The 23889-nt window shown below is 58.1% G+C and carries 17 protein-coding genes; 8 read left to right on the forward strand and 9 right to left on the reverse strand.

The features are described 5' to 3' along the window. Window positions 1-70: 70 nt before the first annotated feature. Complete coding sequence (ubiG, locus tag ACL2XF_RS02825) at window positions 71-814, reverse strand: bifunctional 2-polyprenyl-6-hydroxyphenol methylase/3-demethylubiquinol 3-O-methyltransferase UbiG (protein ID WP_410016767.1); 744 nt, start codon at window positions 812-814, stop codon at window positions 71-73. Between the two features lie 239 nt (window positions 815-1053). Between ubiG and gyrA the strand changes: the two genes are divergently transcribed. Next, entirely contained in the window at window positions 1054-3735 is a 2682-nt protein-coding gene (gyrA, locus tag ACL2XF_RS02830; RefSeq protein ID WP_413727953.1) for a DNA topoisomerase (ATP-hydrolyzing) subunit A, read from the forward strand. A 147-nt stretch (window positions 3736-3882) separates the two neighbouring features. Beyond that, complete coding sequence (gene rcsC, locus ACL2XF_RS02835) at window positions 3883-6759, forward strand: two-component system sensor histidine kinase RcsC (protein ID WP_410014237.1); 2877 nt, start codon at window positions 3883-3885, stop codon at window positions 6757-6759. A gap of 136 nt (window positions 6760-6895) precedes the next feature. Here rcsC and rcsB read toward each other — a convergent pair whose 3' ends face one another. Genes rcsB through ACL2XF_RS02855 form a run of 4 tightly spaced genes read right to left on the reverse strand, consistent with a single transcriptional unit; the run spans window position 6896 to window position 11873 of the window. After that, window positions 6896-7546, reverse strand: coding sequence for a response regulator transcription factor RcsB (gene rcsB, locus ACL2XF_RS02840; RefSeq protein WP_331121075.1), 651 nt, complete (start codon window positions 7544-7546; stop codon window positions 6896-6898). 8 nt (window positions 7547-7554) lie between these two features. Further along, window positions 7555-10266 carry a phosphotransferase RcsD gene (rcsD, locus tag ACL2XF_RS02845; protein ID WP_410014238.1) on the reverse strand — a complete coding sequence of 904 codons (2712 nt, stop codon included), beginning with the start codon at window positions 10264-10266 and terminating at the stop codon, window positions 7555-7557. Window positions 10267-10289: 23 nt separating this feature from the next. Beyond that, window positions 10290-11441, reverse strand: coding sequence for an MFS transporter (locus tag ACL2XF_RS02850; protein ID WP_410014239.1), 1152 nt, complete (start codon window positions 11439-11441; stop codon window positions 10290-10292). Between the two features lie 48 nt (window positions 11442-11489). Beyond that, window positions 11490-11873, reverse strand: a complete 384-nt coding sequence (locus ACL2XF_RS02855; protein WP_413727954.1) for a DUF4186 domain-containing protein — start codon at window positions 11871-11873, stop codon at window positions 11490-11492. A gap of 788 nt (window positions 11874-12661) precedes the next feature. Here ACL2XF_RS02855 and ompC point away from each other — a divergent pair. From ompC to ACL2XF_RS02870, 3 genes are all read left to right on the forward strand, one after another. Continuing rightward, window positions 12662-13798: a porin OmpC gene (ompC, locus tag ACL2XF_RS02860; RefSeq protein ID WP_413723318.1), complete on the forward strand. Its 1137-nt coding sequence runs from the start codon at window positions 12662-12664 to the stop codon at window positions 13796-13798. A 467-nt stretch (window positions 13799-14265) separates the two neighbouring features. Then, window positions 14266-15369 carry a porin gene (locus ACL2XF_RS02865; RefSeq protein WP_413723317.1) on the forward strand — a complete coding sequence of 368 codons (1104 nt, stop codon included), beginning with the start codon at window positions 14266-14268 and terminating at the stop codon, window positions 15367-15369. 451 nt (window positions 15370-15820) lie between these two features. Continuing rightward, entirely contained in the window at window positions 15821-16822 is a 1002-nt protein-coding gene (locus tag ACL2XF_RS02870; protein ID WP_410014242.1) for an ABC transporter substrate-binding protein, read from the forward strand. On the opposite strand, the gene ACL2XF_RS02875 is transcribed toward ACL2XF_RS02870, so the two are convergent. From ACL2XF_RS02875 to ACL2XF_RS02890, 4 genes are all read right to left on the reverse strand, one after another. Continuing rightward, a complete protein-coding gene (locus ACL2XF_RS02875; protein ID WP_413723316.1) occupies window positions 16804-17946 on the reverse strand; it encodes an iron-containing alcohol dehydrogenase family protein in 1143 nt (380 codons plus the stop codon). The two genes, ACL2XF_RS02870 and ACL2XF_RS02875, sit on opposite strands and share 19 nt — an antisense overlap. 61 nt (window positions 17947-18007) lie before the next feature. Continuing rightward, window positions 18008-18874 carry an ABC transporter permease gene (locus tag ACL2XF_RS02880; RefSeq protein ID WP_410014244.1) on the reverse strand — a complete coding sequence of 289 codons (867 nt, stop codon included), beginning with the start codon at window positions 18872-18874 and terminating at the stop codon, window positions 18008-18010. A 40-nt stretch (window positions 18875-18914) separates the two neighbouring features. After that, on the reverse strand, window positions 18915-19769 hold the full coding sequence (locus ACL2XF_RS02885) for an ABC transporter ATP-binding protein (RefSeq protein WP_413727955.1): 855 nt from the start codon (window positions 19767-19769) through the stop codon (window positions 18915-18917). Window positions 19770-19801: 32 nt separating this feature from the next. Then, window positions 19802-20806: an ABC transporter substrate-binding protein gene (locus ACL2XF_RS02890; RefSeq protein WP_410014246.1), complete on the reverse strand. Its 1005-nt coding sequence runs from the start codon at window positions 20804-20806 to the stop codon at window positions 19802-19804. A 293-nt stretch (window positions 20807-21099) separates the two neighbouring features. On the opposite strand from ACL2XF_RS02890, the gene ACL2XF_RS02895 reads away from it, so the two are divergent. Genes ACL2XF_RS02895 through ACL2XF_RS02905 form a run of 3 tightly spaced genes read left to right on the forward strand, consistent with a single transcriptional unit; the run spans window position 21100 to window position 23884 of the window. Next, complete coding sequence (locus ACL2XF_RS02895) at window positions 21100-22131, forward strand: malate/lactate/ureidoglycolate dehydrogenase (RefSeq protein WP_413727956.1); 1032 nt, start codon at window positions 21100-21102, stop codon at window positions 22129-22131. A gap of 35 nt (window positions 22132-22166) precedes the next feature. After that, complete coding sequence (locus tag ACL2XF_RS02900) at window positions 22167-23177, forward strand: D-cysteine desulfhydrase (RefSeq protein ID WP_413723313.1); 1011 nt, start codon at window positions 22167-22169, stop codon at window positions 23175-23177. Further along, window positions 23174-23884, forward strand: coding sequence for an aspartate/glutamate racemase family protein (locus ACL2XF_RS02905; RefSeq protein WP_413727957.1), 711 nt, complete (start codon window positions 23174-23176; stop codon window positions 23882-23884). Before ACL2XF_RS02900 ends, ACL2XF_RS02905 begins: the two co-directional genes overlap by 4 nt. The last annotated feature ends 5 nt before the right edge of the window (window positions 23885-23889 follow it).

Consider the following 23889-nt stretch of genomic DNA (forward strand, 5'->3'; position numbering starts at 1 on the left):
AAAAAATTCGAAAAGGGATTATTTGGTCTTTTATTAAACTAGGGGTAACGATTTTCGCTACCCCTGTCGGTCAAGACGCGTGGCGCGTATGCAGCATATAGTTAACGTCGACATTGCCGCCGAGGGTAAAACGATCGCGCAGCGGATTATAATGCAGTCCGATGATATGGCGCTCGCGCAGGGGAGTGCTTTCCAGCCAGTTCAGCAGCTCGGACGGCTTGATAAATTTCCTGATGTCATGGGTGCCGCGCGGCACGATGCGCAGCAGGTACTCGGCGCCGACGATGGCCATCAGCCACGACTTGGGGTTGCGGTTCAGGGTGGAGAAAAACACGTCGCCGCCGGGTTTCACCAGCCGGGCGCAGGCGCGCACGATCGAGGCCGGGTCGGGCACGTGCTCCAGCATTTCCATACAGGTGACCACGTCATAACGCCCGGGATTGGCCGCGGCATGGTCTTCCACCGTTTGCTGGATATAGTCGATGTTTATCCCGGTCTCCAGCGCGTGCAGGCGCGCCACCGCCAGCGGCTCGGTGCCCATGTCAAGGCCGGTCGCCCGCGCCCCTTCGCGCGCCATGCTCTCCGTCAGGATGCCGCCGCCGCAGCCCACGTCCAGCACGTCTTTACCGAACAAGCCCCCGGCGCGGCCCAGGATATAGTCCAGGCGCAGCGGATTGATCCGGTGCAGCGGCTTGAATTCGCCCTCCAGATCCCACCAGCGCGAGGCGACGGCGTCAAATTTGGCAATTTCCTGCTGATCGACATTGTCGTGGCGCACAACGTCCTGTTTATTGCTGCTGACTTCCGGATTCATCACGCACGCTCCCTTATCGCGTTGGTGTTTGCATTCATACAGGTGTTTCCCGGGAAGAATCTTCCCGCCTGCGGCAAGTATACCGTTAACCGCGCAACTGACCAGCGGCATAACGGCGGAAATCACCGGCGCGGATGCTTCCGGGCGCCGACTATTTTCCCTGAATCACCGATGTATGGTATACTTTGGCACCTTCAAATCCGGGTAGATGCATCAATTAGTAGAGGGATAGCGGCTGCATGAGCGACCTTGCCAGAGAAATAACACCGGTCAACATCGAAGAAGAGATGAAACGCTCTTATCTGGATTATGCCATGTCCGTGATTATCGGACGTGCGCTGCCGGATGTACGTGATGGACTGAAGCCGGTACACCGCCGCGTTTTATTCGCGATGAGTGTGCTAGGTAACGACTGGAATAAACCTTACAAAAAATCGGCCCGTGTGGTCGGGGACGTTATCGGTAAATATCACCCCCATGGTGATTCCGCGGTCTACGACACCATCGTGCGTATGGCCCAGCCGTTCTCGCTGCGTTATATGCTGGTGGATGGCCAGGGTAACTTCGGTTCCGTCGACGGCGACTCCGCCGCGGCGATGCGTTATACCGAAATCCGCATGTCGAAAATCGCCCATGAGTTATTGGCGGACCTCGAAAAAGACACCGTGGACTACGTGCCGAACTACGACGGCACCGAGCAGATCCCCGAGGTCATGCCCACCAAGGTTCCCAACCTGCTGATCAACGGTTCCTCCGGTATCGCGGTCGGCATGGCCACCAATATTCCGCCGCACAACCTCACCGAGGTGATCAACGGCTGCCTGGCCTATATCGATGATGAAAATATCAGCGTCGAAGGGCTGATGGAACATATCCCGGGGCCGGACTTCCCCACCGCCGCCATTATCAACGGCCGGCGCGGCATTGAAGAAGCCTATCGCACCGGACGCGGCAAAATCCTCATTCGCGCCCGCGCGGAAGTGGAAGCGGATGCCAAAAGCGGCCGCGAAACCATTATCGTGCATGAAATTCCGTACCAGGTGAACAAAGCCCGGCTGATCGAGAAGATTGCCGAACTGGTCAAGGACAAGCGTATCGAGGGCATCAGCGCCCTGCGCGACGAATCCGATAAAGACGGCATGCGCATCGTGATCGAAATCAAGCGCGACGCGGTGGGCGAGGTGGTATTGAACAACCTCTACTCCCAGACGCAGCTGCAGGTGTCGTTCGGCATCAATATGGTGGCGCTGCACCAGGGCCAGCCAAGGATCATGGCGCTGAAGGATATTTTGTCCGCCTTTGTCCGCCACCGCCGCGAAGTGGTCACCCGCCGTACCATTTTTGAACTGCGCAAGGCGCGCGACCGCGCCCATATCCTTGAAGCCCTGGCCGTGGCGCTGGCGAATATCGATCCGATCATCGAGCTTATCCGCAACGCGCAGAATCCGACGGAAGCCAAGGCCGGGCTGGTCGCCCGTCCCTGGGAGCTGGGCACCGTGGCGGCCATGCTTGAGCGCGCCGGCGACGACGCCGCCCGCCCGGAATGGCTGGAGCCGGAGTTCGGCATCCGTGACGGCAAATATTACCTGACCGAACAGCAGGCCCAGGCCATCCTGGATTTGCGCCTGCAGAAACTGACCGGACTGGAGCATGAAAAGCTGCTCGACGAGTACAAAGAGCTGCTGGATCAAATCGCTGAACTGATTATTATCCTGGAAAATCCCGATCGGCTGATGGAAGTGATTCGCGAAGAACTGAACGCGATGAAAGAGCAGTACAACGACCCCCGCCGCACTGAAATCACCGCCAATACCTCGGATATCAATATCGAAGATCTGATCAACGAGGAAGACGTGGTAGTGACCTTGTCCCACCAGGGCTATGTCAAATACCAGCCTCTGACCGATTACGAAGCCCAACGGCGCGGCGGCAAGGGCAAATCGGCGGCGCGCATCAAGGAAGAAGACTTTATCGACAGGCTGCTGGTGGCCAATACCCATGACACCATCCTGCTGTTTTCCAGCCGCGGCCGTATGTACTGGATGAAAGTATATCAACTGCCGGAAGCCAGTCGCGGCGCCCGTGGCCGGCCGATCGTCAATCTGCTGCCCCTTGAGCCGAATGAACGCATCACCGCCATCCTGCCGGTGCGGGAATATGAGGAAGGCCGCCATGTGTTTATGGCGACCGCCAGCGGCACCGTGAAGAAAACCGCGCTGACCGAGTTCAGCCGGCCGCGCAGCGCCGGCATCATCGCCGTCAACCTCAACGAGGGCGACGAACTGATCGGCGTCGATCTGACCGACGGCAAGAACGAAGTCATGCTGTTCTCGGCCTACGGTAAGGTCGTGCGCTTCCCGGAAGGGCAGGTGCGCTCCATGGGCCGTACCGCCACCGGCGTGCGCGGCATCAACCTGGCCGAGAAGGATCGCGTGGTGTCGCTTATCATACCGCGCGGGGACGGACCCATCCTGACCGTTACCCAGCATGGTTACGGTAAACGTACCGCCCAGGAGGAATACCCCACCAAATCCCGCGCCACCCTCGGCGTGATCTCGATTAAGGTGAGCGAACGCAACGGCGAGGTGGTCGGCGCGGTGCAGGTGGCCGATACCGATCAGATCATGATGATCACCGACGCCGGCACCCTGGTGCGTACCCGGGTTTCCGAGGTCAGCATCGTCGGGCGCAATACCCAGGGCGTGACCCTGATCCGCACCGCTGAAAACGAGCATGTGGTCGGCCTGCAGCGCGTGGCCGAGCCGGTTGATGACGAAGAGCTTGACAGCGTCGAAGGCCTGGCCGATGGCGACGAAATCGAAGACGCCGCCGATGAGGATATCGATGGCGAGGACGCCGGCGACGATATCGGCGCGGACGACGATGACTCGGCGGACGGAGACGACGAGCCGAACGCCTGATTGCCGCCGCCGCCCGGTGTCAGCATAGCGCCGGGCGGCACGGCCGCCCCGAAAGCCAGCCGCCGCGCTGGCTTTTTTTATAGGGGGCCGGTAGTGTAACGCATACGCTGGCCTCCGATTAAAGACTATTACCGGAACGTGACTTTCTTGAAATACTTCACATCATTTCGCACAACGGTAAAAATATCCCGCTATCTGTTCCGCACCCTGGCGCTATTGCTGTGGGCGCTGGGCGCGCTGCTGTCGGCTTTTTACATTATCAGCCAATTACACCAGCGCGAGTCCGATCTGCGCCAGGAGTATTACACCAGCTACGGCCAGGCCCAGGCCTATATCACCCGTTCCACCACCATTATGCGGGAAATTAAATATGTGGCGGAAAACCGGCTTAACGCCGGCCTGCCGGGACTGGATATGCTTAACGGCGTATTTGCCGGCAAGGCCAGCCGCCCCGATATTTCGCCGCTCTATCCCACTGCCGACTGTAGCGGCACCGGTACCGAATACCATAACGCCGTCGATTCCCTGAGTTATTTCCTCAGCTACTGGAAAGACAGTTTTTCCGATGCCTACGACCTTAACCGGGTGTTTTATATCAGCGGCGAAAGCCTCTGCATGGCGGATTTCAACTTCCGCGGCACCGCGGGCACGGCGGCCTCCCTGCCGAAAAGTCTGCAGCAGGAGATAATCAAATACCGCAACGCGCGCCAAAACGGACGCGAGGACGACTTGTATTGGGTGGTGCCCGGCGCGCGCTCCGGCAGCGGCTCGCTGTACGTATTGACGCCCATCTATGTCGCCAGCAAACTGCAGGCGTTGCTGGGTATAGAACTGAGCATCCGGCTGGAGGATTTTTCCACCGCCAGTACCCTGCCTATCGGCATCACCCTGCTGGATCAGGGCAATATGCCGGTGCTGTCGCTAGCCGACGGGGAGCGCAAAGCGTCGGCGCTGACGGAGTATCCGGCGCAGGCCAGCTATTACGGTTATACGGATAGCTATAAAAACCTGGTGATGAAAAGAAACCTGGCGCCGTCGTCGTTGAGCATCCTGTATTCACTGGCGCTGACCACGATGGTGGAAAATTTCAAGCCGCTGATTTTTAATGCTTTGTTGTTGAATGTCCTGTCGGCCACCCTGCTGTTTATGCTGGCCTGGCTGTTTGAGCGCAGGATGTTCTCCCCGGCGGAAAAAAACGCCCTGCAGCTGGAGGAGAACGAGCAGTTTAATCGCAAAATCGTCGCCTCCGCGCCGGTGGGCATCTGCATCCTGCGCATCAGCGACGGCGCTAACCTTATCAGCAATGAGCTGGCGCATAATTATCTCAGCCTGCTGACGTTTGAGGATCGGCAGCGCATCATCCATATCATCTGCGGCCAGCAGGTGAATTTTGTCGATGTCATGACCAGCAATAATAATAACCTGCAAATCAGCTTCGTGCATTCGCGCTATCGTAATGAAAACGTCGCCATCTGCGTGCTGGTGGATATCAGCGCCCGGGTAAAAATGGAGGAATCCTTGCAGGAAATGGCGGCGGCGGCGGAACAGACCAGCCAGGCGAAGTCGATGTTCCTGGCCACGGTCAGCCATGAGTTGCGCACCCCCTTGTACGGTATCATCGGCAATCTCGATTTGATCAAGACCAAGGCGCTGCCGGACGGCGTCGATCGCCTGGTGATGGCGATGGACAACTCTTCCGCGTTATTGCTCAATATCATCAGTGATATCCTCGACTTTTCGAAAATTGAATCCGAACAGCTGAAAATCGAGCCGCGGTGTTTTTCCCCGCGGGAAGTGGTCAGCCATATCGCCGGCAATTACCTGTCGCTGGTAGTGAAAAAACGCTTAGGGTTGTACTGCTTTATCGATCCCGACGTGCCGCAGAACCTGCGCGGCGATCCGGTGCGCCTGCAGCAGGTGTTGTCCAATCTGCTGAATAACGCCATTAAATTTACCCACAGCGGTTGCCTGGTGATCCGCGTTTATCGTGACGCGGATTACCTGCTGTTCCAGATACGCGACACCGGCGTGGGCATCCAGCAGCGCGAGCTGCTGCGGCTGTTCGACCCCTTTGTGCAATTGGGCAGCGGCGGGCAGCAGCAGTCCCATGGCACCGGGCTGGGGCTGGCCATCTGTGAAAAGCTGGTCAATCTGATGGACGGCGATATCGCCGTTGAGTCCGAGACCGGGCTGGGAAGCCAGTTTACCATCCGGCTGCCGCTCTACCAGGCAAGCTACGCGCCGCCGGTGCTGAGCAGCGACCTGTACGGGCGCGTCTGCTGGTTGCATGTGCGCAATGCGGCGCTGGAGGCTTACCTGATCCGTTTGCTGGGCGCCGAAGGCATGGCGGTTAAACGCCATACCTGGCAGGACATTGACAACGAATCCGTGTTCATTACCGATGACGATGATGCGCCGGCGCAACGCCCGCGCGTCTGGATCCGTTTTATGGTCAACCATATCGGCCCCGCGCAGGAAATGTCCGCGGGGGAATGGTGGCTAAGCTCGGCCTTCGCGGACGCGCTGCCGCTGCTGTTGCTGAAAATCTGCCGCGATGACCAGAAGACGGTGCCGGCGTTGCCCTCGCCGGCGGCCATGATGCAGAACGCCTGCGACCTTAATAACGATATCCGCATCCTGGTGGTGGACGATCACCCCATTAATCGCCGGCTGCTGGCGGATCAGCTTGAATCGCTGGGCTATCAGGTGATTACCGCCAACGATGGGGTGGATGCGCTGGGGACGCTGCAAAAACAGTCGGTGGATATCATCCTTACCGATGTCAATATGCCGAATATGGACGGCTACCAGCTGACCCGGCGCTTACGCGGGCAGGGCGTCCAACTGCCGGTGATTGGCGTGACCGCCAACGCCCTGGCGGAGGAAAAACAGCGCTGCCTGGATGCGGGCATGGACAACTGCCTGTCCAAGCCGGTCACCCTGAGCGTATTGCAGCCGGCGCTGGCGCATTTCAGCCAGCAGACCCGGCGGCAACGCCAGCAATCTCCCGCCGATGCCGGTTAAAGCCAATGGAATGCGCTGCGTATGGCGGCGCCATGGCACGAGGGACGGTGAGGGTATAGAAAAGCACAAGGTCGCGGGGGACGTCGGCATATCGGACGGGCGGCGTAGTACGCCGCCCGTTGCGGCAAGAGGGGCGTTACTCTTTGTCCACCGGCGCCATACTGACTGACGACAGGTAATTAAGCAGGGCGATATCATTTTCCACGCCCAACTTCAGCATGGCTGATTTTTTCTGGCTGCTGATGGTCTTGATGCTGCGATTGAGCTTTTTGGCGATTTCCGTGACCAGGAATCCCTCGGCGAACAGCCGCAGCACTTCACTCTCTTTTGGGGAAAGGCGCTTATCGCCATAGCCGCCGGCGCTGATGCGCTCAAGCAGTTTCGCCACGCTGTCGGGAGTATATTTTTTACCCTTTTGCAGCGAGGCCAACGCCTTGGGCAGGTCGGTGGGCGCCCCCTGCTTAAGGACGATACCGTCGATATCCAGTTCCAGCACCGCGCTTAAAATGGCCGGGTTGTTATTCATGGTCAGCACGATAATCGCCAGGTGCGGGTAGTGGCGTTTGATATATTTAATAAGGGTGATGCCGTCGCCGTATTTCTCGCCGGGCATCGAGAGATCGGTCACCAGGACGTTGGCGTCCAGCTTGCTCAGGCTGTTGATTAACGAGGTGGAGTCTTCGAATTCACCGACAACTTTAACCCACTCGATGGATTCCAGGGATTTGCGAATGCCAAACAGGACGATGGGATGGTCATCGGCAATGATGACGTTCAGATTATTCATAATGTTGACTACCTTGCATGCTGTAGCAGTTTAATAACAAAAGCATCAATTTGGTGGATATCGTTGCCGATTTTTGTATTATCATTTTGCATAGTAGCTTGTTTTATATGTTGTTCCAGGGTTTCACATAACACCTTGCCCGGAACCAGGTTCAGCATGGCAAAGACGCCTTTGAGGCGGTGCGCGGTCTGGGCCAGAGCGCTCAGGTCGCCGCTCTCGGCTTCAGTATACAGCCTCTTGACGTCATCGGGTACTGTATCGACGAATAGCGGAAAATAGCCGCTCGAAAAGAGCTGTTCCAGGGCCGCGTTCTCCTGGTTCCCAGGCGTCGTATCCATGTCCCTGCCGCTATCCGCCTGGGCCAGCCTCAGCTCCATCAATTGTAGCATTGCGTCCAGCAGCGGACTGCTCAGATTATAATTAACCCGCAGACGGTACGGCGAAAGCGAGGTAATCGCCGGTTCGCCGCCGTGCAGCAAAATGGCGAAATCCTCCAGGCGATTGCTATCGTCGGTCAGCAGCAGGTCATGATCCTGGACCAGATGGTGCTCATCGGGATACAGACATTTCCCTCCCCACTGGGTCACCATGGCGTTGACGATGGCGCGGACTTCCTCATTGGCGATATCCAGCAGTACCTGCGTATCCTCCAGGATCTTTTCCTGTTCATCCGCGTCCTCGCCGCCGGCCGCCGGCGGCAGCTGCAGCCTGACCCGGTAGCGGGTGCCGATATCGGCCTTGCTATGGATATCCAGGCCGCCGCCCAGCTGTTTACACAGCTTCGAGCACAGGAACCAGGTCAGGGCCGACCCGCGCTGGTAATGATCTTCGCGCGCCCGGCTGACAAAGGGCTGGTGCAGGTTCGCCAGCTCTTCGGCGCTGATGCCGCTGCCGGTATCGCTGATGGTGCACAGCAAGATATCGGGGCGGGACGGGTCCTGATCCACGGATAAGACGATTTTGCCGTACTGTGTGCTGATAATGCTGTAATCCAGCAGCAGCGAAATGATTTTTTTCACCGCCAGCGCGTCGCCCCAGTGCCGCTGGTTTAAAGGCAAATGGTAGTGGTGATACAGGGTCAGCCCTTTTTGCGCCACGGCGGGCAAACGCTCCACCAACAGGGCGTCGATAAGTTCCGCCAGCGAAAAGTCCGCCGGATTCGGCTGCCAGTCCTTAATTTCCAGCGCCGTCAGCAGGCGCAGGTTATCAAACAGCGCGGCCAGGCGCGAGGACTCGCATTTCAGGCCCGCCAGGCAGCGCTTGCGATCCTCGTCGGTCGCGGCGTGCGCCAGGGCATCGGTTAATTCATTTATCACCATCAGCGGGCGGCTTAACTCATCCTGGAAGTTGGTGAGAATGGCGCGCCGCGCCTGGTGGTTTTTCGCCAGCTCCTGCTGCGCCTGCTGCAGCCTTTTATTCACCAGCACTTCTTTATCGTGATCCAGCAGCTGGAACAGATAGGTCTCCGGGGAAAGCTGGCTTTTGAACATGCGGATTTCATACACTTCGTTATTGACCGTCGCCTGGATGATGCCCTGGTGGCTTTCGGCCAGGTTGGCGATTTTTTGCAGGCTGAGATGGGGCAGCAGATGATCGCCGATCTTATTGCTGGCGACCAGGGTGTTATCGCTGAAATTGTACACCAGCAGCCCCAGGGGCAGATTGGCTATCACTTCCTCGCTCAGGATACGGTGGGATTTCAAATCGTGCGCCATATTCGCGCGCGGGCGCAGGAAATGCTGGCGCACCAGGTAAACGCCCAGCAACGAGAGGGCGATCATCAGCAGCTCAATGGCAACCGGCCAGATATTATTGCGCAGCAGATCCAGGATCAGGCCGCCCAGCGGCACGCGGTACACCAGATTCAGCGGCGCATTGCTAAACCGGGCGGTGATGGCGAGCGCCGACCCGGTTATCACGCTGGTTGCCGGCTGCGCGTTGTCCGGCTCGTCTTCCTCGTCGCCATTGGCCGCGCCGGCGCCGACCAGGGAGAAATTGGCCCGCGCCATGTTCAGCGGGATCACATCGCTGACCGGCAGATCGAAGGCGACGATGGTGGCCAGATGCCCCGGCTGGTTGATGATGATCCGGTGAGTAAAGTAGTAGTCGTTCTGGAAACGGTATTTGCGCAGCGGCGAAAAACTTTCGCGTTCATCAAGGATATTAGCCTGCTGCAGCATTTCGGCCCGACGGGATTTTACCAGGGCGCTGATAAAGCTGTCTTCGAAACGCGGCGCGATATCCCGCAGCGGCTGCGTGGAAATCAGCGTCAGGCTGTTGTCGACGCCGTTGAGATAAAATAAAGAGTAGTTATTGCTCTCGCCGCCCCACAGCACGTCCAGGTAATCCGACATCTTCACCGCCGTGGCCAGGGTGGCGCTTTCATGGGCGCCAAAGATCAGTCCGTCGGTTTTTCGATGGGGTTTTTCAATGTAGAACACATCGGGACGCAGGCGGGTTTCGTGAATATTCCCAAGCGTCATGTCGACCGGGCCGGTACCGGTGGATTGCTCATAGAGGCGATCCGCCACGAAACGGTAGGTATCGATGCGTTTTTGCAGCGCCACGGTGATGGTGGTCATGCTGTGCTTTTTTTCAATGATATAGGCATTAACGGCATGCAGGCCAAACAGCCATAACGACAGCAGCAATAATAAAATAAACACCACCAGGCCGCGGGTGAGCGCGGCCGGTGTCAGGGTCAGGTTCTTGATTTGCATATTTTTTTTATCACCGGCTTTCTTTATCGGGTCACCCGGCGCGCGCTCAGGGTAACCACCAGAAGTAACAATGCGACGCAGCCGAACGCGGTGAACAGGCTGGTCAAATGGGCAATAAAGCCGATCAGCGCCGGGCCGGCCAGGATACCGGCGTAACCGACGCCGGAAATGGCCGCCAGGGCAAGATTAGGCGGCATATCCGTTTGGGTGCCCACGACGCTGAACAGTAGCGGCACCAGGTTGGCGGCGCCCAGTCCCACCAGCATAAAACCCAGCAGCGTCACCAGCGGTTGATCGATGAAAATGGCCAGCCACAGCCCGGCGGAAGCGCACAGACTGCCGGCCGCCAGGGTGCGGAACCGGCCGATGGCGTTGATAAGCCGATCGCCGTTCAGGCGCCCAACGGTCATGGCGATGGAGAACAAAACATAGCCCAGGCCGCCCATGGCGCTGTCAAGCCCGCGCTCGACGGTCAGGAACAAGGCGCTCCAGTCCAGCATCGCGCCTTCGGCCAGGAACAGGATAAAACAGAGCAGTCCGATAAACAGCACTTTACCGCGCGGGCGCACGAACAGCGGGCCGGGATCGTTTTCCTGCGGTTGCGCCAGCAGGTCTCCCGCGGCGTACAGCAGCAAGGCCACGATCGCCAGGTCGGCGACGGCAATCGACCAGAACGGCGTACATCCAAGCCACAGCAGAATACTGACCAGACCGGCGCCGGCAATGCCGCCGATGCTGAAAAAACCGTGAAATCCCGACATCATGGCCCGGCCGCTGGCTTTTTCCACCGTCACCGCCTGGATATTCATGCTGATGTCCATGGCGCCGAGCGCCGCGCCGAACAGCAACAGGGCGACGCCAAGGGATACCGGGGCGGGCGCCAGCGCCAGGGCCGGCAGCGTCAGGCAAAGCAATACCCCGGCGCCGGTAATCATCCGCCGGCAGCCGAGTCTGGCGGCCAGCGGCGCCGCCAGGGGCATGGCCAGCAGCGAACCGATGCCCAGGCACAGCAGCAGCATGCCGAGGGCGGCGTCATCAATATCCAGGCGCAGCTTGGCGAAGGGAACCAGCGGCGCCCAGGCCGACATGCCGAAGCCGGCGATAAAAAAAACGATCCGCGTGGCGATACGTACCGGCAGGCCGATGTGCTGCTGCGTATTGTAAGTCGTGGTCATGAAGCTTTCCGCATATCCTGCCTGGAATTAAAGAGTAAAGCGGCGCCGTTATGCACGGCCGCCGCCGCTGTCGCCGCCCCGACGCTCAAGCCACAGCGCGATCACCTGTACGATATAGTCTTGTTGCGCGGCGCTCAGCGCCTGTCCTTTCGCAATGCCGTGCCATTTTTCCAGGCATCCCCGGCAGCAGGTGGCGGTGGCGTGCTGGGCGACAAATACCGGATGGCCACGCCAGGGCGTTTGCTTGCCGTCTTTGGCCGGGAGCGCCGGCGCCAGCCGGGCGGCGATAAAATCACGCGCATGGGCAAGCACCACCGCCATACCTTTATTATGCAGGTAGGTAAGGTCTTTTTCATTCAGCCGGAATGTTGACCGGAAAGCGGAGCGCTGTAAGCGCTCCCAAAGGATGTCGAAATTCTGATCTTGTCCCATGGTGCCCCTTGCTGTCCTGCGGTGTGGCCGTAAATCCCCGGTATCCGGGAAAATGACGGCATAAAGTGTAGCATGACCAGGGCCGGATAACGAAGTACGCCTTGCAAGGCGGGGCCGGCTGAGGCGGCGGGGACACGTGCCAGGGCAGGGTGCGCCGGTGGGGGTCGCGGTAAAAATAAATGATTTTTAATGTGATCAATATCGTATTTTTTTATATTCCTTTTCATGTTATAGCGGCTGAATAATAAATTACCCGCCAATTAAATTGATGTTTATAAAAAGAACTTTAGGTGAAAATGATGTCGGGCGGCAATAACGATTTATTTTCTAACATTTATTAATAAATGTTAATATTTTCACGATACGCCAAAAAAAAGCCGGTCTTCTAACCGGCGAGGGAAAAACATCAGTGATGAGAGTAACAATGAAAATTAATGATGATAGCGTAGATAATATTAGTTAAAAATAAATTCATTTTTTGCCACAAAGTGCTATTAATGAATGATAATTTTATGTCATTGATATTAATCGATAAAATAAATTTTCTGTCAACATTTTTATCTGGGGAACACCGCCGGCGACGGGTGGAAATGGGATAAGTTCCCTTGGGGAAACATGACTAAATATAAAGCTTGCATTTTGAAACATTGTAAGCCACTTGGTATCATTTTATCGCTAGTATAAAAATGCATTTAACGCAAAATGAAATGGCTTATCGAGGCGTAATAAATCCTGTAAGCACCCAAAACAATGGTGGCCAAAGATAATAAATAATTGAGGATAAAAGAATGAAACTTCACGTTCTCTCCCTGCTCATACCCGCATTGCTGGCCGCCGGTTCGGCCGGCGCGGCAGAAATCTACAATAAAGACGGCAATAAACTGGATCTGTACGGCTCACTGCATGGTTTACACTACTTTTCCGATAATGATGGCAACGACGGCGACAAAACCTACACCCGTATCGGCTTCAAAGGCGAAACGCAGATCAACGACCAGCTCACCGGCTACGGCCAGTGGGAATACGAAATCAAGGCCAACAATACCGAGGGCAGCGATTCTACCGACGGCGACCACACCCGCTATGGTTTCGCCGGGGTGAAATTCGGCGACTACGGCTCGTTCGACTATGGCCGTAATGACGGTGTGCTGTACGATGTCGCCGCCTTTACCGATTTGCAGCCTGAGTTTGACGGTTCCACCTACGGCGCCGATCAATTTATGTTCCAGCGCACCAGCGGCGTGGCGACCTATCGCAATAACAACTTCTTTGGCCTGGTGGATGGCCTGAAATTCGCCCTGCAGTATCAGGGCAAGAATGCCGACCCGGAAGAATCGGCAAACGGGCGCGATGTATTGGGACAAAACGGCGAAGGCTACGGCATGTCCCTAAGCTACGATCTCGGCATGGGCGTCAGCGCCGCGGGGGCCTTTTTTAACTCGAAGCGTACCGACGACCAGAACGGCGCGCGCAACTACAACACCATTATGGGACGCGGGGACCACGCGGAAGGCTACTCGGGCGGGTTGAAATACGATGCCAACCAGGTTTACGTGGCGGTCATGTTTACCCAGTCGTATAACGCGGCGCCTTTCGGTTCCAGCGACTCAAGCGTGTACGGCTACGCCAACAAGGCGCAAAGCTTCGAAGCCTACGCGGATTATAAGTTTGATTTCGGACTGGTGCCGTTCGTGGGCTATAACCAGACCCGGGGCAAGGATCTTGGCCGCGCCGGCGACAACAATACCTATCAAAACGAAGATTTGGTGAAGTTTGTCGACCTGGGCGCCAGTTATTACTTTAATAAAAATATGTCCACCTATGTTGATTACAAGATCAATTTGATGGACGACAATAACTTTACCGATGCCGCCGGCATTAATACCGACGATGTGGTGGCGGTAGGCCTGGTGTATCAATTCTAAACAGCGTGCGGGAAAGGGGGCGGGCGCGCCCTTTCCCGTTATTGGGCATTATTCCGGCGGTTGAGTTAAATAAATCATAAACAACGCACATTGGCCGCGATGTGAAAAACAGAGATATAGAAATATATTAGCTCGATAATAGAATAATTTAATTGCTTTTTGCGCGCTGTTTGATTCGAACACAAAAAATATGATATTATTTTAACTATTTGATATTTAACGAATTAAAAATTAATTTTAAAAATATTTATCCCGTATTGGTCAATAAATAAAAACCCACTCTCATTTATCCTCTATTTATATTGCTGCTTTAATATCCATTTCCTGTGGTTGAATAGCAAAATTCGATTAGGTATTATCGCGGCTCATGTCAAAATCCATTTTTTTAGCGGATCATTTTTTCCTGCCGAAAACAGGATTATTTATCTGGCAGTGCTGCAATAATTTTATACACCGAGGATATTATAATGAAACTACGTCTTAATTATGCCCTGATGCCGGCATTAGTTTTTACCGGCGCGGCGGGCGCAGCCGAGATCTACAATCGGGACGGTCAGAAGCTGCATTTAAACGGTACTTTGGCTGGAGTGCATTATTTTAAAAATAATAGTTCCGATAGTGATGAATCATATATGCGCTTCGGTTTTCGCGGTGAAACCCAGGTCAACGATCTGCTTACCGGTTATGCCGAATGGCAATACCAGGCGCAACTGGCCCGGGGTGAAAAGGACGAATCACGGGACAGCACCACCCGTTTGGGTTTCGTGGGGCTGAAGTACGGCGATTATGGCTCGTTCGATTACGGTCGCAACTGGGGCGTCCTGTACGATGTACTTTCCTACACCGATAAGCTGCCGGAGTTTGGCGGCTTTTTCCAGGCCGACGGTTATCTCGCCCAGCGGGCGAGCAACCTGGCCACCTACCGTAATACGGGCTTCTTCGGCCTGGTGGACGGGCTTGACGTCGCGCTGCAATACCAGGGCGCCAACGCCGCCGGCAAAAAGAAAGGCGAGGGCCGCGGCCGCGGCGCGGCCAACGGCAATGGTTATGGCATGTCCCTGGGTTATGATTTGGGCCGGGGTTTAAGCGCCGCCGGCGCGTTCAGCAGCGCCAGCCGCACCGAAGGCCAGAGGAAACTGGCCTATGGCGGCGGCGACGGCAGGGTTAACGCCTATTCGGGTGCACTCAAATATGACGACAAAAACCTGTACCTGGCGGTGATGTATACCCAAAGCTATAATCTGGTGCGGTTCGGCGAATTCAAGGATGATAAAAAAGTCAGCGGCTTTGCGCATAAGGCGCAAACTCTGGAAATGGTGGCGCAGTATATGTTTGATTTCGGTCTTACGCCGTCGCTGGCCTATCTCTGGACCACGGGGCGCAATATTGAAAAATACGGGCGCCAGGATCTGCAAAAGTTTATCGATATCGGCGCCACCTATAATTTCAACAAGAATTTGGCGACCCATATTGATTATAAAATCAACCTGCTGGGCGGCAATACCTTTACTCAGGAAGCTGAAATTCATCGGGGGAATATCGTTGCGGCGGGGCTGACGTATCAGTTCTGAGCAAGGCTGGGTTGGCAACGCCCGCCGGAGCGGCGGCAGGACGGCAGGCTGCCTGTCCTGCCCGCGTTCCGCCTGTGGGCGGACTCAGGGGCGCTGAGGCCCGCCATGGCCAGGCGCTAACGGTGCCGCTGGCGAATCAGCGATTTCTTCCGCGTATCTTTAACTGCCATAACCAATGAAAATATCGCAATGCCGAGCAATACGGCGATGAGAATCAAATTCTGCATTGTCTTTGCCCTCTATTACACTTACAAAAAGCGATTTTGCGGGAATTTACCCTGGGCCGCCATCAGAGCATTCTGTATAACAGCTGAAAAAACAACAACAATACTGTTTCGCTTCCACTATTCTACATAGATGGCGCGGCTGATTCCGGATTACCTGCCCGTGCCTGCCTGCCCCCTCGGGGATCGGTTATCACTTGCCCATCATGGCTTAAGGGAAATGATTTATGACATTATCTGCATTATTTCGTCATGCGGCGTTAGGCGCGGCCGCCGTGCTGGCGCTGTCGGTCACCGCTTTTTCCGTCCAGGCCGCCCAGGCGCCGGCCAAAGTGACCTTTGTCCAGGAATGGCCGGTGGCGGACGGCTTTTGGATCCCCTGGACGCTGGGTAAAGCCAAGGGTTTTTATCTGGAAGAGGGGATTGACCTGAATATCGTCGCGCCGCCCACGGTGGCCGATACCATGAAATTTCTCGGCACCGGCCGTGCCGACGTGGCGTTTACCACGGTGATGGACATCATTTTCGCCAAGGAGCAAGGCGCCCCGGTCATCGCCATCGGCCGTTACGGCAGCGGCAATAACTGGGGGATTTTTACGCCGCAGGGTAAGCCGGTAACCGTCGCTGAACTGAAGGGTAAAAAAATCGGCATCTATAATGACGCCTGGACCAAGGCGCAGCTGTCGCTGATGTTGAAAAGCGCCGGCATGACGCTTGACGACGTGCAGATGGTTGCCGCCGCGGATGATACCGTGCCGCTGCTGCTGCAAAACCGGGTGGACGCCACCACCGGCATCACCAACGCCGAAGGGACGGAAATAGCCGTCACCACCGGCAAAAAGCCGGAGTACCTGGCGGCTACGGCGCACGGCGTGCCCGATACGCCGATCTTTATGTTCGCCGGCAACCAGCAGTGGCTTAATAAGAATCCGCAGCTGGCCAAGGCCTTTATGCGTGCCACCGCCAAAAGCATCCGTTATGCCATCGAGCACCCCGACGAAGGCACGGCGGCTTTTGCCGCCCAGTACAGTAAAGCCTATGATCCCGCCTTCGTGAAACAGCAGTGGCAGGACACTATGGCAATACTGGGCAAACCGGGCAAGGACCAGCTCAGGCTGGACGATAGCGCCTGGAGCGCGCTGCTGGGCGCCGTTACCAGCCTTGGCATTGTCAAGCAGACGCTGCCCGCCGCTCAGTACTATACCAACGACTACCTGCCGCAGGAATAAGCCGGCTTCGGCGAGGCAACCCCGTCGCGCGGCGCGTCCCCGCCGGCGGTTTTGGCCAGCGCCCGCTCGATGCGCTCCGTCCCCAGCGCAAAGGGCAGCCGCGCGGCGTTGTCCGCCGAAATTTTCACCCCCAGCGCAATCTGTTTAATGCGCTGGTCAATCGCGTCGGTGATGCCCAGCTGCCGCAGGGTGATAGGCGTGGAAAACAGCGTCAGCAACTGCAATAAATGGGCCTGCGCCGCCAGGCTGTCCGGCCGGTCGTCGTCCAGATAGGACTGTACCACCAGCCCGAATCCCACCAGTTCGCCATGCAAAAATCCGTGCAGATCGGGATGGTAGGTCATGCTGTTGTGCACGGCGTGGGCGACGCCGATACGGGGAATTTCATCGCGCATGCTGTTGGCCATGCCGGCCAGGGCAATCACCCCGTCCAATACCCTGGCCAGCACCGGCGTGGCCAGGCCGGCCTCATTATCGGCCAGCGCCTGCGCGCCCGACTGCTCAAATATATCCAGCGCCAGTTTTGCCGCCTGCGCCTTGAGCACCAGCGACAGGCTGCTGTCGTCCCGACGCAGGTAAGGCTCGAACTCATACCATTTGGCCAGCGCGTCCACAATACCGGCCTTCAGGTAGCGCACCGGCGTGGCGGCGATAATCGCGCTGTCCACCAGCACCCATTCCGGGGTGCGCTGCAACGGCATGGAGTTCAGATGGCCGCCGGCCTCGGTGTATAGCACCGAAATCGGCGACCAGGCGGCGCATGTGGCGGCAATGGTGGGCACGGTGATAAGCGGCAGTTGTCCGCAGGATTCGGCGATACCCTTGGCTGTGTCCAGCACTTTACCGCCGCCGACGCCGATAACCAGCCTGATGTCCTGCGCCTGCGCCTGGGCGCTGAAGGCGGCGATAGTGGCGCGGGTACATTCGCCCTGTAAAAAATAGCGCTGGAAACCGATGCCGTGGGCGCTGAAGCTGGCTTCCAGCGCCGGCTGCGTTGCCTGCCAGGCGCGCGGGCTGGTAATGATCATCACCCGTTCGCGCGTTATTGGCGCGACGTAGTCGCCGATGCGGTTAATCAGTCCGGCTTCGTTAAGGTAATTCTGGGGTGCTTTAACCACAATCACGATATGTCTCTCCTTGCCAGCCGGCCCGGCCGGCGTGGGTTTATAGGGCGGATGCCCCGCGCTATTTCTGCATGCCCCAGCGCTTGACGGTGACGCGCTCGAGGGTGGTGAAAATCAGGCCTTCCACCAGTAAGCCGATAATGATCACCGAAATCAGCCCGGCAAAAACCCGATCGGTAAAGAGTTCGTTGCGGTTCTGGAAAATATACCAGCCCAGCCCGCCCTTGCCGCTCGACGCGCCGAACACCAGCTCGGCGGCAATCAGGGTGCGCCAGGCAAAAGCCCAGCCGATTTTCAGGCCGGACAGAATCGAGGGCAGGGCGGCGGGAATCAGGATATGCCAGACGTAGCGCAGGCCGCGCAGTCCGTAATTGCGGCCGGTCATGCGCAGCGTATCGGAGACCCCGAGGAAACCGGTATAGGTATTCACCGCCATCGGCCACATCACTGAATGCACCAGCACGAAAATCAGGCTGTTTTCCCCCAGGCCGAACCACAGCAGCGCCAGCGGCAGCAGCGCGATGGCGGGCAAAGGATTAAACATCGAGGTCAGGGTGCTTAATATATCCCGGCCGAGACGGGTCGATACCGCCAGCGAGCTTAACGCCAGCGCAAGCAGGGTGCCGATGGCGTAGCCCTTGATCAGGGTGCCCAGCGACAGGCCGATCTTGGCCGGCAGTTCGCCGCTGGCCATATCCTGGGTAAAGGCGGTAAAGGTCTGGATAAAGCCGGGCAGCAGCAGATCGTTGTTTTGCCACCGGGCGGCGATTTCCCACAGCGCTATCAGCACCAGCAGGATGGCCGTTTTGCGCAGCCAGGTAAGATTCCACAGCCGTGTCGACCAGGGCAGCGGCGTAGCCAGGCTCAGTTCGGCTATCGGCGGCAGATCCCGCTGATATTCGGGGCGTATCGGAGGATTTTTGGTCATGGCAACGCTTCCTGACGGTATGGCTTAGGGCTAAAAATGATCATCGCGCGCCGCCGACCACTTTAAACCGTGGTTTGTCCGCGACCGCGCGATCGGTCTGGGACGCCGCCGGATCGCTGAATAACAGGTCGTGGATGCGGCGCGCGGCCTGCTGGAATTCGCTGCCGCCGAAGTCGTTGATGCCGAACTGATGGCTGTTCATCTCCGCGCGCACCCGTCCTGGATGGGGCGACAGCAGCAGGATGCGGCTGCCGACCACCAGCGCTTCCTCAATGGAATGGGTAACGAACAGCAGGGTAAAGCGCACCTCTTCCCACAGCGCCAGCAATTCCTCCTGCATTTTGCGCCTGGTCAGGGCGTCGAGGGCGGCGAAAGGTTCGTCCATCAGCAGTACCTTCGGCTCCATCGCCAGCGCCCGGGCGATGGCGACCCGTTGTTTCATGCCGCCGGACAGGGTATGGGGATAAGCATCGGCAAACGCCGTCAGCCCCACCTTGTCGAGAAAATACCCGGCGCGTTCACGGGCTTCGGGCCGCCGGGCCTTGCCGCTCGCCAGCAGCGGGAACATGACGTTTTCCAGCACGGTTTTCCAGGGCGGCAGCTGATCGAACTCCTGAAACACCATTAGCCGGTCCGGCCCGGGCTGCGTGACGCGTTCGCCGTCCAGCAGAATGCTGCCGCCGACCGCGGGCAAAAAACCCCCCACGGCTTTCAGCAGGCTCGATTTGCCGCAGCCCGACGGCCCCAGCAACACAAAACGATCGGCCGGGAAGACATCAAAACTGACATCATGGGTGGCCCGCACCACGCGCTGGCGCGTGCGGTATTCCAGGTTCAAAGCGCCTACCCGCAACAGCGGCGCGTTATCCGGAGCCTGCTGGATATGTAATGTCATGGTGCGTTTTCCTTTTAACCGGAAGCCCGGATTCAACTGCCGGGCAGGGCGTAGGCTTCGGGGAAGAAGTAATCCTTCCACGAGCCGGCGCTGTTTTTCAGGATGCCGAGTTCATGCAGTTTTTCCGCGTAGACAAAGGTTTTCTGCGGCGCGATGGTAAAGTCATTTTCCGGATCGTTGACAATTTTCTCGATAAGCTCCAGCGGCAGATGGGATTGCTCTACGCGAATATAGGTCTTGGCCGCCGCGTTTTTATCGGCTTTGATGATCTGCTCCGCCTCGGCCAGGGCGTCAAAAAACGCCTTATAGGTTTTCGGGTTTTCGTCATGGAATTTTTCGGTGGCGTACAGCAGGTTAAACGTGCCTTTGCCGCCCAGCACATCGTAGGAGCTCAGTATTTTGTGGATATTGGCATGTTCCAGCGCCTGGTACTGAAACGGCGGGCTGGAAAAATGCGCGGTAATTTCCGCGCCGCCCGAGATAAGCGCGCTGGTCGCGTCGGGATGCGGCAGGCTCAGGGTAATGCTGTCGTATTTTTTATATTCCGCGTTGCCGAACAGGCGCGCGGTTTCAATTTGCAGGGTGCGGGATTGAAACCCTACCCCGGCGGCGGGGACGGCGATCCGGTCTTTATCGCTCAGGTCGCTGACGCTTTTCACCGCCGGATTATTGCTCAGCAGGTAATTGGGCATGGAGCCGAGAGCGGCCACCGCCTTGACATTCTGTTTGCCGCGGGTGCGGTCCCAAACGGTCAGCGCCGGCGGCACCCCGGCGGAGGCCACGTCCAGCGCGCCGGTCAGCAACGCTTCGTTCATCGCCGTGGCGCCGGAAATGCTGTGCCAGTCCACTTTGATATCCAGGCCCTGCTCTTTGCCGTGCTTTTCAATCAACTGCTGGTCGCGCACCACATCAAGGATCAGATAGCCGATGCCGAACTGCTGCGCGATGCTGATGGTGCCTTCCGCCCGCGCCGGGACGCTGCCCAGGAAAATACCGCAGGCGGCAATGATGCCGATACCTTTGAACAAAACATTCATTAATGTTATCCCAGAATAAGAGAAGAAAATGATTCCTGCCATCATAAAGTGATGCGGTGATAATTGTTAAATCGTTTTTTGGAATAAATTAGAAGCAGATGTTTATGCGTTATTTAACTTTGCTTAGTGCATTAATGGCAATAAACGATAATAACCTAAAGTCATTTTACGTCTATCGATAGTTAATTGTTGTCTTTGGGTGGAAAGTTCTTCGGCGATATAGTGGCGGCAACGATTAAGCATGATGTTCATGGCAATAAACAGGGCGCCGTGCAACGCCAGGAGAATATAACGTGCCGCTTTTCCAGCATTCCTTTTTACGCGACTATGTCGCCGCCCGGCTGACGGATATCAAGGTCGCGCCTGACGTGGCCGCCATGGTGGCGGATAATCTGGTGGACGCCTGCCTGAAAGGGCATGACTCCCACGGCGTGACCATGTTGCCGCGCTATATCGCCGCCATCGCCGAAGGCGGACTGCATCCCGATGCCCGCGCCACCGTCACCCTTGACGCGGGCGCCGTGCTGTCTTTCAACGGCGGCCAGGGGTTCGGCCAGGTGGTGGGGCGCCAGGCCATGGATGCCGGCATACGGCGCGCCGGGGAATACGGTGTCGCGGTTATCGGCCTGGCCGACGCCCACCATCTGGGACGCATCGGCGCCTGGGCGGAACAGGCGGCGCAGGCCGGGCTGGTCTCCATCCACTTTGCCAATGTCAACAGCCGTTCGCCGGTGATGCCCTGGCAGGGGGTGCAGCCGCGCCTGGGCACCAACCCGTTTTGCGTCGGCATTCCGGTGGCGGGGGGGCATCCGCTGATCCTGGATTTCGCCACCAGCATTATCGCCGGCAATAAGGTGCGGCTGGCCTGGAACGCCGGCCAGCCATTGGCGCCGGGATGCATCGTCGATGATAAAGGGCAGCCCGCCGTCGACCCGCGCTGGCTGATGACCGAACCCTTCGGCGCGCTGCTGCCGTTCGGCCAGCATAAAGGGTCGGGCCTGTCGGTGGTTTGCTCGCTCCTCGGCGCGGCGCTGACCGGCGGCATGACCGAGCGCCATGACAACCGGGATAAGCAGCGCATCCTCAACAGCATGCTGTCGATCGTTATCGACCCGGAAAAACTGGGCGGCGCCGACAGCTATCGCCGGGAAATCGCCGGCTTGCTCGATTGGGTGCGCAGCTCCCGCGACGACAACGCCTTATTATTGCCCGGCGACGCCGAGCAGGAAAAATATCAACAACGCCTCAGCCAGGGCCTATTTATCGATGAGACCAGCTGGCGGCAACTGGCGGCGCTGGCAACCCCCGGCGTCGCGACACTCTGATTGTTCATTCTCGCTCTCAATCCAGGAAAAACATTATGCATCTGGCCCGTTTTCCCCGTCTGACCCTTGGACAGTTCCCCACTCCCTTGGAAGCCTTGCCCAATTTAAGCCGCTACCTCGGCGGTCCGACCCTGTATATCAAACGCGACGATAACACCGGCCTGGCGAGCGGCGGCAACAAAACGCGTAAACTGGAATTCCTGCTGGCCGACGCGGTACGCCAGGAGGCCGACGTGGTGATAACCCAGGGGGCGACCCAATCCAATCATGTCCGCCAGACCATTGCCGGCGCCGCCAAACTTGGCCTGAAAACGCAGGTTCTGCTGGAAACGCGGGTGGACCGGTTCGGCGAAGATTACCAACGCTCCGGCAATATCCTGCTGGATAACCTGCTTGGCGGCGCCATCGTAGAACATCTGCCGGCCGGCAGCGATATGCAGGCGGCCATGGAACGGCTAGCCGACACCCTGCGCGCCCAGGGCCACCGGCCGTACGTCATCCCGGGCGGCGGCTCCAATCCCATCGGCGCGCTGGGCTATGCGGCCTGCGCCGAGGAACTGCTTTACCAGTCAAGCCAACAGCGGCTGCGCATTGATCATATCGTCCACGCCACCGGCAGCACCGGCACCCAGGCGGGCCTGGTCAGCGGGCTGGAAGCCAGCAACAGCGGCATTCCGGTGCTGGGCATCAGCGTGCGCGCCCCCAAGGCCAAACAGGAAGAAAATGTCTATGCGCTGGCCTCCCGCACCTGGCAATTGCTTGGCGCGCGCGGCGAACTGCCCCGCGATCGCATCAAGGTCAACAGCGATTATGTGGGGGAAGGGTACGGCCTGCCCACCGACGGTACCCTGGAAGCCCTGCGCCTGCTGGCGCAGCTCGAGGGCATCTTGCTCGACCCGGTCTATACCGGCAAGGGTATGGCGGGGTTGATCGACCTGATTCGCCAGGGGCAGTTCAAGCCGGGTGAGAATGTGGTCTTTATCCATACCGGCGGCTCGGCGGGACTGTTCGGCTATCGCCAATTGCTGGAGCAGTCGCAGCAATGAGCCGTTTCCTGCTGGGGATCCTGGGGGGGATGGGGCCGCTGGCCACCGTCGACCTGATGCAGAAAATCATCGAGGAAACCCCCGCGCACAGCGATCAGCAGCATGCGCCGGTGGTGGTCTGGAACGTACCGCAAGTCGCCGACCGGCAGCAGGCGCTGGCCGGCACCGGTCCGTCGCCGCTGCCGCAGCTACTGCACGGCGTGCGCCGGCTCAACGGCGCCGGCGCCAGCCATATCCTTATCGCCTGCAATACCGCCCACCACTGGTATGGCGAGCTGGCGGCGGCCAGCCGTGCGCCGCTGCTGCATATTGCCGACGCCACGCTGGACAGCCTGCGTCCGGAGCGGGGCGAACGGATAGGGCTCATCGCCACGCAGGGCACGCTGGACGCCGGCTGGTTCCAGCAGCGCATCGCCGCGCTGGGCGGCGAAACGCTGACGCCGCTGCCGCAGGAGATGCGGGAATGGTTTGTGCCCGGCTGCTATGCGGTAAAACGCGGCGATCTGCGCGGCGGCGGCGAGCTATTGTCTCGTCTTGCGCAGGCGCTGGCGGCGCGTGGCGCCGCACGCCTGATCCTGGCCTGCACCGAGGTGCCGCCGGCCTTTGCGGCCATCGACTCACCCTGGCGGTCGGTAAGCGTTGACCCGACCCGGGCGCTGGCCCGGGCCGCCGTCCGGCATTGGCTGGCGTACCGCGACGGCGTCTGATTGAC

It is taken from the genome of Sodalis sp. RH19 (assembly GCF_047324215.1).
Taxonomy (GTDB): domain Bacteria; phylum Pseudomonadota; class Gammaproteobacteria; order Enterobacterales; family Enterobacteriaceae; genus Acerihabitans.